Consider the following 15,438-nt stretch of genomic DNA (forward strand, 5'->3'; position numbering starts at 1 on the left):
GTAGACGCAATGGTTGAAAACGACCTCGAACAACTCGCCCTTACCTGGTTTCAAGACACCGGCTGGGACTACCGCGCTGGGCAAGACATTGCTCCCGACAGTGACAGCCCACAGCGTAGCGACTACCGCCAAGTGCTGTTGCAGAATGAGCTTCGCGAAGCATTGGCACGGCTGAACCCGCAAATACCCGCCGCCGTGCTGGACGATGTGGCGCACCAGTTGGCCACGTCAAACCATCCCTCGACAATCCAGCGCAACCGGACGTTCCATGAGGCACTGGTGGGTGGTGTACCGGTAGAGGTAGAGATCAATGGCGAGCGCCGCGGCGACCGTGTGGTGCTGGTGGACTTTGATACGCCTGAGCGCAATCGATTTCTGGTGGTGAACCAGTTCACCGTGCAAGGTACCAGGCAGCCGCGTCGGCCAGACCTCGTGTGTTTTATCAACGGTCTGCCCATTGCCGTGATTGAGCTGAAAAATCTTGCGGCGGAGCAGGTGGGCATCAAAGACGCATTCCACCAGTTGCAGACCTACAAGGACGAGGTGACTGACCTCTTTGTATTCAACGAGGCGCTGGTAGCTTCTGACGGACTACATGCGCGCATAGGCTCGCTCACGGCCAACTTCGAGCGGTTTTTACCGTGGCGCACGGTCAAGAACGAAAACGATCGCCCGCTGTTGGAATTTGAGCTGGAGAAGGTTGTGCGCGGTTTCTTTGCGCCCGCGTTGCTGCTGGACTACCTGCGTTACTTTGTGTTGTTTGAAATGGCAGATGGCCAGGTGGTGAAGAAGATTGCGGCCTACCACCAGTTCCACGCAGTGCGCGCAGCAGTGAAGGCAGCAGTCATTGCCGCCACCCCGCCTGCCGCCAATGTGGTGCAGGAACAATGGGCCAGCTATGCCGATCGGGTGAAGCCGGGCTCGCGAATGGGTGGCATTGTGTGGCACACGCAGGGCTCGGGCAAAAGCATTTCCATGGTGTGCTTTGCTGCCAAGCTAATGCAGCATCCTGAAATGCACAACCCCACGCTGGTGATAGTGACCGACCGCAACGACCTGGACGGTCAGCTGTTTCAGACCTTTGTGGGGGCGCGCAGCCTGCTGCGCGAGCAGCCGCAGCAGGCGGGCAGCCGCGATGAGCTGCGCGCGCTGTTGGCGGGGCGACCCTCGGGTGGCATCATCTTTACCACGGTGCAGAAATTCACGCCTGATGCGGGGGAAGAGGTGTTCCCCCTGCTATCTGACCGCACCAATGTCGTGGTGATGGCCGATGAGGCCCACCGCTCGCAGTACGGCTTTCGCGCCTTGCTGGACAAGAAGACTGGCAAATACAAATACGGCTTTGCCAAGCACCTGCGCGATGCGCTAAAAAACGCTACCTTTGTCGGCTTTACCGGCACACCCATTGAGGTGGGTGACCACGACACCCGCGCGGTGTTTGGCGAATACGTCAGCATCTATGACATTCAAGACGCGGTGGACGACGGCGCCACGGTTCCCATCTTCTACGAAAGTCGCCTGGCCAAGCTGAACCTGAACCAGGTGCAGATGGAGCAGCTCAACGCGGATGTGGAAGACGTCTTTGAAGACGAAGAAGACGCCGCGTTGATAGAGGCAGAGAAAACCCGCTGGGCCGCGCTGGAAAAATTGGTAGGCGCCAAAGAGCGCGTAGAACTGGTGGCTGCAGACATCGTGCAGCACTTTGAGGCGCGCAACACGGCGGTGGCGGGCAAGGGAATGGTGGTGGCCATGAGCCGCGAGATTTGCGCCCGACTCTATACGGCTATTGTTGCGTTGCGCCCCGACTGGCACAGCGACGACCCGGCGCAGGGCGCTATCAAGGTGGTGATGACAGGCTCCGCCGCGGACACAGCGCTGCTGCAACCGCACATCTACAACAGTGCCGCCAAGAAGCTATTGGAGCGCCGCTTTAAAGATGCGGTTGACCCGCTTAAGTTGGTGATCGTGCGCGACATGTGGCTCACCGGTTTTGATGTGCCCTGCCTGCACACCATGTACATCGACAAGCCGATGCGCGACCACAACCTGATGCAGGCCATTGCCCGCGTAAACCGCGTGTTCCGCGACAAGGAAGGCGGCCTGGTAGTGGACTACATCGGCATTGCCGCCGAGTTGCGCAAGGCGCTGCGCACCTACACCGAGAGCAAGGGCAAAGGTCAGCCCACGTTGGACGCCGCCGAGGCGTTGGCCAAGCTGCAAGAGTTAATGGAAGTGGCGCGCCACCTGCTGCACGGCTTTGATTTCAGCGCCTACCGCACGCAGGCCACCACGCTGCTGTTGCCCGCCGCCAACTTTGTGCTGGGACTGGATGAGGGAAAAAAACGTTGGGCTGATGTGGTGCTGGCCATCACCAAGGCGTTTTCGCTGTGCGGCACTTTGGACGATGCGGCGGAGTTACGCGAAGAAATTGCCTTCTTCCAAGCCATCAAGGCAGTGATTGCCAAGGCCACCACTTCGGATGCCAAGCTTTCGGAGGAAGGCCGTAACGCGGTACTTAAGCAGATTCTGGACAACGCGGTGGTGGCTGAGGGGGTCCAAGACATCTTCAAGCTAGCCGGGCTCGACCGGCCCGACATTGGCATCTTGTCGGACGCGTTTCTGGAGGAAGTACGTCAGCTGCCGCAGCGCAACTTTGCGGTCGAGCTGCTGCAAAAGCTGTTGAGCGATCAAGTGAAGTCACGTATGCGGGCGAACGTGGTGCTGGAGCGCAAGTTCAGTGAACGTCTGCAGGCCGCGTTGAACCGCTACCTGAGCCGCGCGGTGGAGAGCGCACAGGTGATTGAAGAGCTGATTGTCATGGCCAAGGAGTTCCGCGAGGCGGCGCTGCGTGGCGACAAGCTGGGGCTCAATACCTCGGAGTTGGCGTTCTATGACGCGCTGACTGATAACGAAAGTGCAGTGCGCGAGCTGAGTGACGATGTGCTGAAGAAGATTGCGATAGAAATTACCGAAAAACTGCGCAACAGTACATCGGTGGATTGGCAAAAACGCGAGAGTGTCCGTGCTCGCCTGCGAAACTTGGTGCGCATCACTCTGCGACGCTATAAATACCCGCCTGATATGCAGGAAGAGGCCATTCGATTGGTGCTGGAGCAGGCGGAGCGGCTGTCGGACGCTTGGGCGAAATAACTCAGGAGGAATAAGCGGATGGTGAAAAGGTATAGCGCAGAGTCAAATTCACTGGTTCTTGATCGAATTGAGAACGTATCAAAAGATGTGTTCCAAGAATACTATGAGCAGATCACGGCGTTAGTTGGTGACTCCCCAGGTGTTTATGCTCTTTATGATGGAACGGAGTTGTACTACGTGGGCAAATCTACTGATTTGCGCAAGCGCGTAAAAATTCATCTAAAAGATCGGCACCTTGCGAGCTGGACTCATTTCAGTCTCTATCTAGTACGCGAGGCTGATCACATTCATGAAATTGAGTCGCTTCTGGTTCGCATAGCAAATCCCAAGGGGAACCGAGTTATCCCCAAAGGCCGATCTAATGGAGTGTTGGCCAAAGATCTTCGGCGTTCGATCGAGTTGAAACAAAAGCAGGTGTTGTCGGCTTTGTTTACCCCAAAACGTGCAGTTCAGAAAATGGACTTTCGCCATGCAACTGGACGGCCGGAAAAGCTCGAGGGCTTGGTACCTCACACAACCAAGTTGTATCGTACCTACAAAGGCGAAGACTATACGGCTACTTTGAATCCCAAAGGCATCATCACGTTCAAGGGAAATAAGTACACCTCTGCGTCTGGCGCGGCAAAAGCCTTGGTGGGGCCGCGGGCGATAAATGGATGGAGATTCTGGTACATCGAAAATGCAGCAGGTGATTGGGTGACACTGGCAAACTACAAAAGCTAAAGGTGCCTTAGCATGCGTTGCACGTAGCGACACTATTCATCTGAGTTGCTACTGATTTAGTAGCTGCTTGCGCCCGTATCTATTGGGCCAAAGGCTAATTTTACTTAAAGAAATTTCAGTTACGCCGTTCATGGCCGCCAGAGGTGGCTGGCCTAGAAGAGCCCGACCCACCACAAGCGCAGACGCATGCCCAGTTCGGTGGTGTAGCCAACGGTGGCGCTACGCAGCCACATCCCGGAGCCAGACCGGGACTTCCTGTTCGAGTTGGTCTTCGGTCATTGTTGTCTTTTCGTTCACCCGGCCAACTGTGCAATGTAGGCGGTGTAGCTGTAGTTGCGGTTTTTTTTCTGCCCGGTCAGCTCGGTGACGATGCCCAAGTCTTCCAGAACCTTGACCGCCGCCGTAGCGGTGGGGAAGCTGGTGGCCAGCTTCTGGCGCACCTGGTGCTGCGCATGGTGTGAAAGAGTTCTTTAATTTGACGAAATCACACTAAACCAATCTTTAATACGAAGCGCAAGTATGAAAACTGGCTTGAACAGAAGGTTTGGATGGCCAAAACCCGGCCGTGGCGGTATTTTCTACGCCAAACTGGCCTCTAGCCCTTGTGGAATATGCGCAAGCAGCTATTAAAAGCGTAGCAATTACAGGGCGACGGAGCTCGGGCCAAGGCTTCCTCTGCCTCGGCTTGGGCCGCTGGCAGCCGCAAATCAGCCGGCAGTGACCCAGTTGTCGAGCTGCAAGCCGGGCACCTTGGCAAACTCGCGGGTGTTGTTGGTGACCAGCAGGGCCTGCTGGCTGAGCGCGTGTGCGGCAATCATGGTGTCGAGCGAGCCAATCGGGGTGCCACGGCGCTCCAGGTCAGCGCGCAAGTCGCCATAGGCCCAGACGGCCGCATCGTCAAACGGCAAGATGCTCAGAGGGGCCAGAAACATCTCCAGTGCCTGGCGGTTGCGCGCCGAGCCGCTTTTGGCCACGCCGTACGCAAGCTCTGCGGCCACCACGCTGCACAGCCCAATGTCGCCCAGCCGGTACTGCTGAAAACGCGCCAGCACCGCCGGTGGTTTGGCGTTGATGATGTAGATGCAGATGTTGGTGTCCAGCAGGATCATGGGCTGATCTCTGCACGAATCTGCTCGTCAGGCTGTTCGCGCGTGATCTCGAACCCTGGCTCGAACGCAGCCAACCCCGCGGCAAGCGTTTGCCAGGGGTCGTCCACCGGCAGCAGCAGCACGCCGTTGCCAAAGTGCTTGACCACCACCTCGGTGCCGGCAAAGCGGTATTCCTTGGGCAGCCGAACAGCCTGGCTACGGCCGGATTGAAAGAGGCGTGCAGTGTCCATGGTGGCTCCTTAGATGATGACTACCAATGATAGTTACCAAGTGACGGCTTGTCTACCCAATCTGTGACATCAAGAGAGCCGTAGCCTGGGCACGGAAGGTGTCTTGAGCGATGTCATTCGCTACAAAAGCAATAGCTGCTTGCGCACGTATTAATTGGGATAGAGCCGGATTCTTTATAAGAAAAATCCGTAAATAAGCACTGGCACAAAGCTCGGATCCGTACTGCTCAAAATACTGTACAAAACAACAGTAATATGGTGCAATTCAAGCCTGTAAAGGGTTAGGGGAGCACCATGAACAAGACCAATCCACCCATTCCGCCGGCCAGCGCGCCTGCCGTATCTGGCGCCATGCTTTCACCACAGGTTTTGGCGGAGCGCATTCTGGTTATCCGTGGGCAACGGGTTTTGCTGGACGCTGATCTGGCGCAGTTGTACGAGGTGGAGACGCGGGTTTTCAACCAAGCCGTCAAGCGAAACTCGCGTCGATTTCCTGCCGACTTCATGTTTCAGTTGAGCGCGGATGAGTTTGAAAACTTGATATCACAATCTGTGACATCAAGATGGGGCGGCCGGCGCAAGTTGCCCCTGGCTTTCACCGAGCACGGCGCCATCATGGCCGCCAGTGTGCTGAACTCAGACCGGGCCGTGGAAATGAGCGTGTACGTGGTGCGCGCCTTTGTGCAATTGCGCGCAGTGCTGCTGGACCACAAAGTCCTGGCCGAAAAACTGGCCGCCCTGGAGCGGCGCGTTTCGCACCACGACAACTCTCTGGCCGAGGTGATTGATGCCATTCGCGCCTTGATGGCGCAGCCCAAACCGGCCAATCGGCCGATTGGTTTTACAGCTGACTTGTCGATGAAGTCTGCTGAACGCTAGTATTTTGATAGCTGCTTGCGCTTTTTCCACAAGGGCTAGGATGCTTTTTCATGATCATGAATGGAGTCTTTTGTACATTATTGACATTTGTCCACTAAAAATGGACAATATAAATAAATGGACAAAAAACCGTTAACTCCTGAGCATGTATTGCTGGATGCCGCTGTCGAAGCGGCACAGGGACTAGGCATCGCCTTCGAAATCATTCAGCGGGAACCACAACTGGAGCAAACCCGCGCGGACGCGCTGGTTCGTCTCACCCACGGCGGGCACGAAATGCTTTACGCGGTTGAAGTGCGCCGTACGCTACATCCCTCCACGCTGGGTGCCGCGGTGCAGCAACTGGAGCGCCTGGGTCAGCAGGCGATGCTGGTCACTGACTACGTCACACCTGCACTGGCGGACGAGTTGAAGGCGCGACATATCGCTTTTCTCGACACAGCGGGCAATGCCTACTTTGAGCAGCCGCCGCTTCTTATTTGGGTCAAAGGCCAAAAACCTGCCGCCAAGCCCGCCGCGGAAACTGCTGGCCGCGCCTTTCAGCCCACGGGGCTGCAAGTGTTGTTTACCTTGTTGTGCAATCCGCAGATGGTCAACCGGCCTTATCGCGAGCTGGCTGAAATGGCCGGCGTGGCGCACGGCACAGTGGGTTTCGTGATGCCGGACTTGCAGCAGCAGGGGTTTGTACGCGACCTGAATGGAAAACGCGGTACGCGCCGGATGTTTGAGCTGGACCGTTTGCTGGACGAGTGGGTCACCACCTATGCCCGTGTCTTGCGGCCGCGTACATTGCTAGGCCGTTACTACGTGCCAACGCTGGAAGGCTGGAAAGACTGGCCACTGGCCGAACACGGTGCCTTGTGGGGGGGCGAGCCCGCTGCCGCGGTGCTGACAGATTACCTGCGCCCCGGTGTGTTGACGCTCTACGCCGACAAAATGCCTGGCCTGCTGGCCGCTCGGCAAAAGTTCATGAAAGAGCCTGCGCCCGGTCATACGGCTGTGGTGGAAGTGCGCAAGCGTTTCTGGAATTTCCCCGTTGACCCGGGCCACAACAATCTGGTGCCGCCGCTGCTGGTATATGCCGACTTGCTGGCAACGGGAGACGCCCGTTGCATTGAGACGGCCAAAATGATTTATGACGCCTATGTCGCTCGACTTTTCACAGAAGGCTGATCTGTTGCCGTTGGCGCAGGTGGTGGGCGCTTTGCAGCGGGTGGCCCAGCCTATGGCGGTGGATTTCTTCTTAATGGGCGCTGCAGCACGCGACGTGATGCTGCGTTATGGCCACAACATCGAGCCCGGACGACAGACCAGAGACGTGGACTTTGCAGTGATGGTGCCCGACTGGGCGTCTTTTGAAGCGCTGCGCATAACGCTGATTGAGGGCGGTGATTTTTCCGAGCGACCCGGCCCGGCTACGCACCGGCTGCGTCATCAAAGTGGTTTGCCTTTGGATATCGTGCCTTTTGGAGGCATTGAGCGCGCTGACCGCACCATTGCATGGCCGCCAGACCAGAGCACGGTGTTTGATTGCTTTGGTGCGCGTGAGGCATTCCACGCGGCCGTGTCGGTGCTGCTGCCGGAGGGGGTGACGGTGCAGGTTGCGTCGATTCCGGCGTTGGCCTTGCTCAAGGTGACTGCCTGGCACGACCGCAAACTGACGCATCCGGGCCGGGACGCAGATGACTTGCTGCTGTATCTGCGCAGCTACATGGACTGCGGCAATATAGACCGCGCAGCGCGCGACCATGGCGACCTGTTCACTGCGGAAGATTACGATCACGAGGCAGCCGGAGCGCAGCTGTTGGGCCGTGACATTGCGCTGCTGCTGGACAAGCCCGCCGTCGAGCGGGTGCTGGGCATCTTGCTGCCGCAAGCCGATGCGCAAGGACCGTTGTTCCTTGCCAGTCAATCTGGCCTGAATCTGGAGCAGGCCCGCAGGCTGATTGATGCAGTCTGCGCGGGACTCACCGATAACTTTTAAGAAATAATCAACTCAGCCACCATCGTCCAGGAACTCTGGAACTACTGCAATGTGCTGCGTTCATATTTTGTGAACGCGACGTTTTATTGAACGTAAGGCATGGGTTGTATGAGTCCATGATCTGCAGTATGCATATTGCATACGATATTGTTTTTTCAGCCCGCGATGGAAAGCTTGCCTCATGAACAACGACTTCCCCTCCCTGACCCAGTCCCTGCGCGACTTCGCCAAAGCGCGTGATTGGGAGCAATTTCATTCACCCAAGAACCTGGCTTCGGCGCTGACGGTGGAAGCGGCGGAATTGCTGGAGCACTTCCAGTGGCTGACGGAAGAACAAAGCCGCAACCTTGCGGCGCCCAAAAAGGCAGAGGTGGCCGCAGAGGCGGCCGATGTGCTGCTGTATTTGCTGCAGCTGTGCGACAAGCTGCAGATTGATCTGATGGAGGCAGCGCGGCTGAAGCTGGCCGTCAATGCCGGGAAGTACCCGGTGGACCGCGCACGTGGCTCCAGCCAAAAATACACCGAGATCATCGCCCCGGACCGAGGTGGGTGAGGGTGGCGATCCGCTCATGATTTGATAGCTGCTAGTGCCCGTATTCACTGGGCTGGAGGCCGATTCTGTTATAAAAAAAGCCGCCGGCAGCTGCCGGCGGCTTTTCTTTATGTAGCGCCTGGCAGACGAATCAAGCAGAACCCCAAACCTCCTGCGCCGTTTCAATCACCAGCCGCAGCTTGGTGCGCTGTGCTTCGACGGCGATGTCGTTGCCATGCACGGTGCTGCTGAAGCCGCATTGCGGTGACAGGGCCAGTTGCTCCAGCGGGGCGTATTTGGCGGCTTGCTCGATGCGGTTTTTCAGCTCGTCTTTGTCTTCCAGCGTGCCGAACTTGGTGGTGACGAGGCCCAGCACCACGGTTTTGCCCTTGGGCAGGAAGCGCAGGGGTTTGAAGTCGCCGCTGCGGATGTCGTCGTACTCCATGAAGTAGGCGTCGAGGTTCATCTCTTTGAGCAGCGCCTCGGCCACGGGCTCGTAGTTGCCGCTGGCGGCGTGGGTGCTTTTGAAGTTGCCGCGGCACAGGTGCATGGCGAGCAGCATGCCGGGCGGCTTCTGCGCAACGACGAGGTTGATGAACTTGGCGTAGCGGTGCGGCAGCTCGTTGGGGTCGTCACCGCGCTGGCGGGCGGCTTCGCGCATTTTCTCGTCGCACAGATAAGCCAGGTTGGTGTCGTCCATCTGCACATAGGTGCAGCCGGCGGCGGCCAGGCTGCGCAGCTCGTCGCCGTAGGCGTTGGCCACGTCCTGGTAGAACTCGGGGTCGAGCTCGGGGTAGTGCTGCTTGCTGATGCCGGCACGGCCGCCGCGGAAGTGCAGCATGGTCGGCGAGGGAATCGTTACCTTGGGTGTGTTGCCCTTGCTCACCTGGCTCTTGAGGTACTGAAAGTCGGCGAGCTGGATGTCTTTGACGTGGCGCACCTTGTCGATCACGCGCATCACCGGCGGGGCCAGCTCCTGCGAGCCGTCGGGCCGCACGATGGTGACGGGGATGTCGGTTTTCACGCCGCCGATTTGCTCAAGAAAATCAATGTGGAAGTAGGTGCGGCGGAACTCGCCGTCGGTGATGCTTTTCAGGCCCACGTCTTCCTGGAACTTGACGATTTCGGTAATCGCCTTGTCTTCCACCTTGCGCAGCTGCTCGGGCGTGATCTCACCCTTGGCTTTTTGCTCGCGCGCTTCCAGCAGGTACTTGGGGCGCAGAAAACTGCCAACGTGGTCGTAGCGGGCGGGCAGGTGAGGGGCGGGGGTGCTCATGCAGGGTCTCCTGGGGGTTTTGGAAAGAGGGGTACTAAAAGTCGATGTTAAAGCATCTGAAAACACTATCTATGAATACATTAATGGCCTGAAAATGGCAAAATAAGGCAAAAAAGCTTGATTCAAGCCGATTAATGTATACACTGCGTATTCATGAAGACCGAAAAAGCCTCTTTTCCCCTGAATGCCTGGTACGCCGCTGCCTATGACGTGGAAGTAGCCCGCAAGCTGCTGCCGCGCACCATCTGCAAGCAAAAGCTGGTGATGTTCCGCAAGCTGGACGGCAGCGTGGCCGCGCTGGAAGACGCCTGCTGGCACCGGCTGCTGCCGCTCTCCATGGGTTCGCTCGATGGCGACGAAGTGACCTGCGGCTACCACGGCCTGGTGTACAACGCGCAGGGCCGCTGCACCCACATGCCCAGCCAGGAAACGCTCAACCCTTCGGCCTGCGTGCGCAGCTTTCCGGTGCTGGAAAAACACCGCTTCATCTGGGTCTGGCCCGGCGACCCGGCCAAGGCCGACCCGGCGCTGGTGCCCGACATGCACTGGAACGACGACCCGGCCTGGGCCGGCGACGGCAAGCTGATCACCGTGCAGTGCGACTACCGCCTGGTGGTCGACAACCTGATGGACCTGACGCACGAGACCTTTGTGCACGGCTCCAGCATCGGCCAGCGGGCCGTGGCCGAGGCACCGTTTGTGGCCACCCACGGTGACCGCAGCGCCACGGTGACGCGCTGGATGGAAGACATCGACGCGCCGCCTTTCTGGGCCGGGCAGATTGAACACGCACGCGGCTACAAGGGCAAGGTAGACCGCTGGCAGATCATCCGCTTCGAAGCGCCGTGCACCGTGAACATTGATGTTGGTGTGGCCGAAGCCGGCTCGGGTGCGCCGCCCAAGAATGGCCAGCCGGGCGACCGCAGCAAAGGCGTCAACGGTTATGTGCTGAACACCGTGACGCCCGAGACCGACGGCAGCTGCCACTACTTCTGGGCCTTTGCGCGCAACTACTGCCTGGGCGAGCAGGCTTTGACGCACAAGCTGCGCGAAGGCGTGGCCAGCATCTTCCGCGAAGACGAACATGTGCTGGAGGCGCAGCAGGTTGCGATGAACGAACACCCCGACCACCAGTTTTACAACCTCAACATCGACGCCGGCTCCATGTGGGCGCGCAAGCTGATTGACAAGATGATTGCGCGCGAGAAGCCCGCCAAGCCCGTGATTGCCATCCGGCAGGCGGCCTGAGTCATGGCGGCCACTATCAAAAAGTTAGCTACCACCGCAGAAGGGGCGGGGGCTGAGGGCCAAAATGGTTCAGAAAGTGCGCAGGTCAGGGCGCTGCTCAAGCTGCGCGAGCTGATTCTCTCCGGTGAGCTGGCAGGCGGCACGCGCATTGCCGAGCTGGCGATTGTTGAGCGCCTCGGCGTCTCGCGCACACCCATACGCGCGGCGCTGATGCGGCTGGAGCAGGAAGGTCTGCTGGAAGCGCTGCCCAACGGCGGCTACGCGGTGAAGATGTTTTCGGAGCGCGACATTGCCGACGCCATCGAGCTGCGCGGCACGCTGGAAGGTTTGCTGGTGCGGCTGGCGGCAGAGCGCGGCGCGCCGGCCGTGGTGCTGGCCGAGGCCAAGGAATGCCTGCGCCAGGTGGACGCGGTGCTGGCCGACCCGGCGCTCACCGATGAGGCGTTTTCTGCGTATGTGGATTTCAACGAACGTTTCCATGCGCTGCTTTACGAAATGGCCGACAGCCCGGTCACCGTGCGCCAGTTGGAGCGGGTGGTGAGCCTGCCTTTTGCCTCGGCCTCGGCCTTTGTGGTGGTGCAGTCCAACTCGCCGCAAGCGCGCGACATGCTGGTGGTGGCGCAAGACCAGCACTGGCAGGTGCTGGACGCCATAGAGCGCGGGGAGGGCACACGCGCCGAAGCGCTGATGCGTGAACACTCGCGCCTGGCCCAGCGCAACCTGCGCCACGCGCTGTCGGGCCCGGGTGGCGCGCACATGCCTGAGTCCATGAGGGCGATGAAACTCATTCGCCGCCGTGGCTAATCAAACAACCTGAGCAACTCATCATGAGAAACACCCAGACCTGGCAAGAAGCCCTGGTGGTCGCCACGCGAGACCTGACACCCACCGTGCGCGAGTTCGACATTCGTCCTGCAGAGGGCACGCCCGCCCCGTGGGATGCCGGCGCCCACATGCAGGTGCAGCTGCTGGTCAACAGCCAGGTGCAGACGCGCTGTTATTCGCTGGTCGGCCTGCCCGACGGCGTGAGCTACCGCATTGCCGTCAAGCGCATGGACGACGGCCGCGGCGGCTCGCGCGCGATGTGGCAGCTGGCCGTGGGTGACCGCTTGCAGGTCAGCGAGCCGCAAAACCATTTTCAGCTGGATCTGTCGGCGCCGCATTACCTGCTGGTGGCCGGCGGCATAGGTATTACGCCGCTGGTGATGATGGCGCAGCAGCTGCGGGCGCATGCGCTGAAGACGGGCGCCACGCTGCGCATGCTGTACGGCGTGCGCACGCAGGAAGAGCTGGCGTTTTTGCCGCTGCTGCGGGAAGCGCTTGGCGATGCGCTGCAGACTTTTGTCAGTGAGCGCGGCGAGGTGATGGATCTGGCCGGTGAAATTGCGGCGCTGCCTGCGGGCGCGCAGCTTTACACCTGTGGGCCGGTGGCCATGCTGGAAGCCCTGCGAAAAGCCTGGGCCCAGGCGGGGCGGCCGGCGGCCAATTTGCGCTTTGAAACCTTTGGCAGCAGCGGGCGCTTTGCGGCCCAGGCCTTTCGCGTGCTGGTGCCGCGCCAGCACATCGACATCATGGTGCCGGCCGGCAGCACGCTGCTCGACGCGCTGGAAAGTGCGGGGGTGGAAACCCTGTCGGACTGCCGCCGCGGCGAATGCGGGCTGTGCGCCATGGATGTGCTGGCGCTGGAAGGCGAGGCCGACCACCGCGATGTTTTTCTCAGCGAGCACGAAAAGCAGCAATGCAGCCGCATTTGCGCCTGTGTTTCGCGCGTGGTGGGCTCGGTGACGCTGGATTCGGCTTACCGGGCCGACTGAGCTGATGCAGTCTTTCGACCAGTCGCTCCGTCAATAACGGAGCTTGCCGTCGCTTCCGATCACCGCGATGTCCACAAAATTGCTGCCGATATTGCTTCTGGAAAAATCGACACGAAAGCCGCCGAAATCGATCTCGCCCATGGCCCTGAGTGTCTTCGCCAGCCCCGCAGCAGTGGGCTCTTTTTCAGTGTTGCGCTTCAATGCTTCGGCGACCGTGCGTGCTGAAAGGTAACCCTCCAGATGGAAGGACGTGTACTGTGTGAGTTGGGGGAACGAGCCTTTCATTGCAGCTTCGAAATCGCGGTGGATCGGCAGAGTGCGGCCATTCGGGTTGGGGTAGGTCTGCGCAATGCCAACACCACGCGCGCCTTCAACCCCCGCGAGCTTGACGATCAGCCCCGAAGGCACATAAGACAGCACAAAGATCGATTGCGAGACGCCGGCTTTTCGCAATGCCGCCACACCTTCGGCCATGAAACGCGGCGCCCCCAGGATCAGCACACCCTGTCCGCCAAGGGCGACGATCTGCTGGCTCGCAGTCGCCAGCGCCGGTGCATCGGGCGCTGACTTCACGCCCTTGAGTTCCAGTCCCGCGGTGCGGCTGGCCGCGTCCTGCGCCACGGCCATGCCCGAGGTACCAATGGGCAGATCCTGGTACAGCACCGACAGCCGCGTCATGCCGATGGTGCGCGAATGGGTGACCATTTTCTCGATTTGCTGTTTGTCGCCCGCACGGATGTGAAAGAGTTTGGGGTGGCCGGGCGCCCGGAAGCTTTCCGCGCCTGGAATGGCGTTCATCACAAGCACGTCGGCGTTGTCGAGGAGCTTGTCGTCGAGCAGGCGTTTGAGCGCGTTGGAGCCTATGGGTGAAAGCAGGGCCACCGGCTTTTTATCGAGTGACTTTTTGAACTGCTCGACAAAACCATCGGCCGAATAGCGGTCATCGGCCTCGAAAAAACTGATTTTGCGCCCCCGGATGCCCTGTTTGTTGGCTTCGTTGACATAGGCCTTGATGCCCTGGTTGATCTCGGGTGCGTCGGGCACCGGAAGCACCGTGAATGGGCCGATCTGGCCCAGCACGATCTCTTGCGCGTTCACCGCTGGAATCACGGCCAGCGCGATGAGTACGAAAGCGGTGCGCATGGCGAGCAGTTTCACAGTTGTCTTTGTCATCGTGCCTCCGGCGATTAAGTCAATGTGTTTAGTTTAGGGAGATATCTGGGATACTGATATATTAAAAATGCATAGCTGTTAGACCGTCTCCGGGCGTTCCAACGGCGGTTTGGCAAAGCGACAATCCGCAATGACCCCATGAGGAAACTGCCTACGCAGAGGTACCCTCATCCTTCAACATCAGAACTGGAGACTGACATGAACAAGAGAACCCTGATCAAGACGGCCGTGGCCGTCGCCACCCTGTGTGCGGCCAGCGCCGGTTTTGCACAACAGGTCACGCTTCGCCTGCACCAGATGCTGCCGCAGCAGGCCACCATTCCGGCCAAGGCACTGATTCCCTGGGCACAGAAGGTTGAGAAAGACTCCGGCGGCAAGATCAAGGTCCAGCTGTTTCATGCCATGCAACTTGGCGGTACGCCGCCTCAGCTGTTTGACCAGGCCCGTGACGGCGTGGTGGACCTGACCTGGACGGTGCTGGGCTACACGCCGGGCCGGTTCAACAAGTCGGAAGTGTTTGAGCTGCCCTTCATGAGCGGCAATGCCGAGCAGTCCTCGCGTGCGTTTCAGGAATACGTCGAGAAGTTCGCGGCGGACGAGTTCAAGGACATCAAGCTGATTGCCGTGCACACCCACGGCCCCGGGCTCTTTCACACCAAGACGCCAGTCACAGGGCTTGAGAGCCTGCGCGGCATGAAAATTCGCGGCGGCTCCCGCGTGATCAGCAACATGCTGACCAAGCTGGGCGCTACGCCGGTGGGCATGCCGGTGCCGGCAGTGACCGACGCGCTGTCCAAGGGCGTGATCGATGGCACCACGATTCCCTGGGAAGTAACGCCTGCGCTCAAGGTCAGCGAGCTGGTGAAGAACCACACCACCTTTGCCGGCAAGGAAGGCCTGTACACGCAGACCTTCGCGTTCTCGATGAACAAGGCGGCCTACGAGAAGTTGCCGGCTGACCTGAAGAAGGTGATTGACGCCAACTCCGGCATCGAAACCGCCGCCATGTTCGGCCGTGCCATGGACGAAGGTGACAAGGCAGGCCGCGCCATCGCTGAAAAAGCGGGTAACAACATTGTTGCGCTTGACCTGGCTGAGACGCAGCGCTGGCGCCGTACGGCATCCACGGTGGAAACCGACTGGGTTGCCGAAATGAAGGGCAAGAACATCGACGGTGCCAAGCTGGCCGCCGAAGCCCGTGCATTGATCTCCAAGCACCAACGATAATTGGTGCGCAGGCCGCTTGCGGCCTGCCGGTTTTGCCTACAAACGCTGCTCCCGTTGTGCCGTCAAGGTCGGGGGAGTGGCTTACTCTTACAT

At 59.4% G+C, this 15,438-nt stretch carries 15 protein-coding genes; 10 read left to right on the top strand and 5 right to left on the bottom strand.

The features are described 5' to 3' along the window. Positions 1–9: 9 nt before the first annotated feature. Together B0B52_RS01795 and B0B52_RS01800 are read left to right on the top strand one after the other, a co-directional pair. Positions 10–3,150: a type I restriction endonuclease subunit R gene (locus tag B0B52_RS01795; RefSeq protein WP_077591898.1), complete on the top strand. Its 3,141-nt coding sequence runs from the start codon at positions 10–12 to the stop codon at positions 3,148–3,150. A gap of 18 nt (positions 3,151–3,168) precedes the next feature. Beyond that, the gene (locus B0B52_RS01800) at positions 3,169–3,873 is read left to right on the top strand and encodes a DUF2924 domain-containing protein (RefSeq protein WP_077591899.1); all 705 of its coding nucleotides are present in this window, start codon (positions 3,169–3,171) and stop codon (positions 3,871–3,873) included. Between the two features lie 293 nt (positions 3,874–4,166). On the opposite strand, the gene B0B52_RS21975 is transcribed toward B0B52_RS01800, so the two are convergent. The 3 genes from B0B52_RS21975 to B0B52_RS01810 all read right to left on the bottom strand — a co-directional run bounded on the left by B0B52_RS21975 (position 4,167) and on the right by B0B52_RS01810 (position 5,212). Further along, positions 4,167–4,313 carry a hypothetical protein gene (locus tag B0B52_RS21975; RefSeq protein ID WP_254425606.1) on the bottom strand — a complete coding sequence of 49 codons (147 nt, stop codon included), beginning with the start codon at positions 4,311–4,313 and terminating at the stop codon, positions 4,167–4,169. A gap of 267 nt (positions 4,314–4,580) precedes the next feature. Continuing rightward, entirely contained in the window at positions 4,581–4,982 is a 402-nt protein-coding gene (locus tag B0B52_RS01805; protein WP_077591900.1) for a type II toxin-antitoxin system VapC family toxin, read from the bottom strand. Then, on the bottom strand, positions 4,979–5,212 hold the full coding sequence (locus B0B52_RS01810) for an antitoxin (protein ID WP_077591901.1): 234 nt from the start codon (positions 5,210–5,212) through the stop codon (positions 4,979–4,981). Before B0B52_RS01810 ends, B0B52_RS01805 begins: the two co-directional genes overlap by 4 nt. A 294-nt stretch (positions 5,213–5,506) precedes the next feature. Here B0B52_RS01810 and B0B52_RS01815 point away from each other — a divergent pair, with 294 nt between their 5' ends. The 4 genes from B0B52_RS01815 to B0B52_RS01830 all read left to right on the top strand — a co-directional run bounded on the left by B0B52_RS01815 (position 5,507) and on the right by B0B52_RS01830 (position 8,628). Further along, positions 5,507–6,091, top strand: a complete 585-nt coding sequence (locus B0B52_RS01815) for an ORF6N domain-containing protein (protein WP_254425607.1) — start codon at positions 5,507–5,509, stop codon at positions 6,089–6,091. A gap of 117 nt (positions 6,092–6,208) precedes the next feature. Beyond that, complete coding sequence (locus B0B52_RS01820; RefSeq protein ID WP_077591902.1) at positions 6,209–7,264, top strand: type IV toxin-antitoxin system AbiEi family antitoxin; 1,056 nt, start codon at positions 6,209–6,211, stop codon at positions 7,262–7,264. After that, positions 7,236–8,075 carry a nucleotidyl transferase AbiEii/AbiGii toxin family protein gene (locus tag B0B52_RS01825; RefSeq protein WP_168173458.1) on the top strand — a complete coding sequence of 280 codons (840 nt, stop codon included), beginning with the start codon at positions 7,236–7,238 and terminating at the stop codon, positions 8,073–8,075. The genes B0B52_RS01820 and B0B52_RS01825 overlap by 29 nt, the downstream gene beginning before the upstream one ends. 181 nt (positions 8,076–8,256) lie before the next feature. Then, positions 8,257–8,628, top strand: coding sequence for a nucleotide pyrophosphohydrolase (locus B0B52_RS01830; protein ID WP_077591904.1), 372 nt, complete (start codon positions 8,257–8,259; stop codon positions 8,626–8,628). Between the two features lie 130 nt (positions 8,629–8,758). On the opposite strand, the gene B0B52_RS01835 is transcribed toward B0B52_RS01830, so the two are convergent. Further along, the gene (locus B0B52_RS01835) at positions 8,759–9,883 is read right to left on the bottom strand and encodes a 5-methyltetrahydropteroyltriglutamate--homocysteine S-methyltransferase (protein WP_077591905.1); all 1,125 of its coding nucleotides are present in this window, start codon (positions 9,881–9,883) and stop codon (positions 8,759–8,761) included. A gap of 153 nt (positions 9,884–10,036) precedes the next feature. On the opposite strand from B0B52_RS01835, the gene B0B52_RS01840 reads away from it, so the two are divergent. Genes B0B52_RS01840 through B0B52_RS01850 form a run of 3 tightly spaced genes read left to right on the top strand, consistent with a single transcriptional unit; the run spans position 10,037 to position 12,945 of the window. Further along, positions 10,037–11,131 (top strand): aromatic ring-hydroxylating dioxygenase subunit alpha, encoded by a 1,095-nt coding sequence (locus B0B52_RS01840; protein ID WP_077591906.1) that lies wholly within the window; start codon positions 10,037–10,039, stop codon positions 11,129–11,131. 3 nt (positions 11,132–11,134) lie between these two features. Next, complete coding sequence (locus B0B52_RS01845; protein ID WP_077591907.1) at positions 11,135–11,935, top strand: GntR family transcriptional regulator; 801 nt, start codon at positions 11,135–11,137, stop codon at positions 11,933–11,935. Between the two features lie 23 nt (positions 11,936–11,958). Next, positions 11,959–12,945 (top strand): PDR/VanB family oxidoreductase, encoded by a 987-nt coding sequence (locus B0B52_RS01850; protein ID WP_077591908.1) that lies wholly within the window; start codon positions 11,959–11,961, stop codon positions 12,943–12,945. A gap of 30 nt (positions 12,946–12,975) precedes the next feature. On the opposite strand, the gene B0B52_RS01855 is transcribed toward B0B52_RS01850, so the two are convergent. Then, positions 12,976–14,118: an ABC transporter substrate-binding protein gene (locus B0B52_RS01855; protein WP_254425608.1), complete on the bottom strand. Its 1,143-nt coding sequence runs from the start codon at positions 14,116–14,118 to the stop codon at positions 12,976–12,978. Positions 14,119–14,316: 198 nt separating this feature from the next. Here B0B52_RS01855 and B0B52_RS01860 point away from each other — a divergent pair, with 198 nt between their 5' ends. Continuing rightward, the gene (locus B0B52_RS01860) at positions 14,317–15,345 is read left to right on the top strand and encodes a TRAP transporter substrate-binding protein (RefSeq protein WP_077591909.1); all 1,029 of its coding nucleotides are present in this window, start codon (positions 14,317–14,319) and stop codon (positions 15,343–15,345) included. Positions 15,346–15,438 lie beyond the last annotated feature (93 nt).

This window comes from Polaromonas sp. A23, from assembly GCF_002001015.1.
Taxonomy (GTDB): Bacteria; Pseudomonadota; Gammaproteobacteria; order Burkholderiales; family Burkholderiaceae_C; genus Polaromonas.

Coding starts and splice junctions, on each gene's coding strand:
- B0B52_RS01810 (WP_077591901.1), bottom strand. CDS start 5,212: ATGGACACTGCACGCCTCTTTCAATCCGGCCGTAGCCAGGCTGTTCGG.
- B0B52_RS01845 (WP_077591907.1), top strand. CDS start 11,135: ATGGCGGCCACTATCAAAAAGTTAGCTACCACCGCAGAAGGGGCGGGG.
- B0B52_RS01825 (WP_168173458.1), top strand. CDS start 7,236: ATGTCGCTCGACTTTTCACAGAAGGCTGATCTGTTGCCGTTGGCGCAG.
- B0B52_RS01850 (WP_077591908.1), top strand. CDS start 11,959: ATGAGAAACACCCAGACCTGGCAAGAAGCCCTGGTGGTCGCCACGCGA.
- B0B52_RS01835 (WP_077591905.1), bottom strand. CDS start 9,883: ATGAGCACCCCCGCCCCTCACCTGCCCGCCCGCTACGACCACGTTGGC.
- B0B52_RS01860 (WP_077591909.1), top strand. CDS start 14,317: ATGAACAAGAGAACCCTGATCAAGACGGCCGTGGCCGTCGCCACCCTG.
- B0B52_RS01840 (WP_077591906.1), top strand. CDS start 10,037: ATGAAGACCGAAAAAGCCTCTTTTCCCCTGAATGCCTGGTACGCCGCT.
- B0B52_RS01820 (WP_077591902.1), top strand. CDS start 6,209: ATGGACAAAAAACCGTTAACTCCTGAGCATGTATTGCTGGATGCCGCT.
- B0B52_RS01805 (WP_077591900.1), bottom strand. CDS start 4,982: ATGATCCTGCTGGACACCAACATCTGCATCTACATCATCAACGCCAAA.
- B0B52_RS01795 (WP_077591898.1), top strand. CDS start 10: ATGGTTGAAAACGACCTCGAACAACTCGCCCTTACCTGGTTTCAAGAC.
- B0B52_RS01800 (WP_077591899.1), top strand. CDS start 3,169: ATGGTGAAAAGGTATAGCGCAGAGTCAAATTCACTGGTTCTTGATCGA.
- B0B52_RS01830 (WP_077591904.1), top strand. CDS start 8,257: ATGAACAACGACTTCCCCTCCCTGACCCAGTCCCTGCGCGACTTCGCC.
- B0B52_RS01855 (WP_254425608.1), bottom strand. CDS start 14,118: ATGACAAAGACAACTGTGAAACTGCTCGCCATGCGCACCGCTTTCGTA.
- B0B52_RS01815 (WP_254425607.1), top strand. CDS start 5,507: ATGAACAAGACCAATCCACCCATTCCGCCGGCCAGCGCGCCTGCCGTA.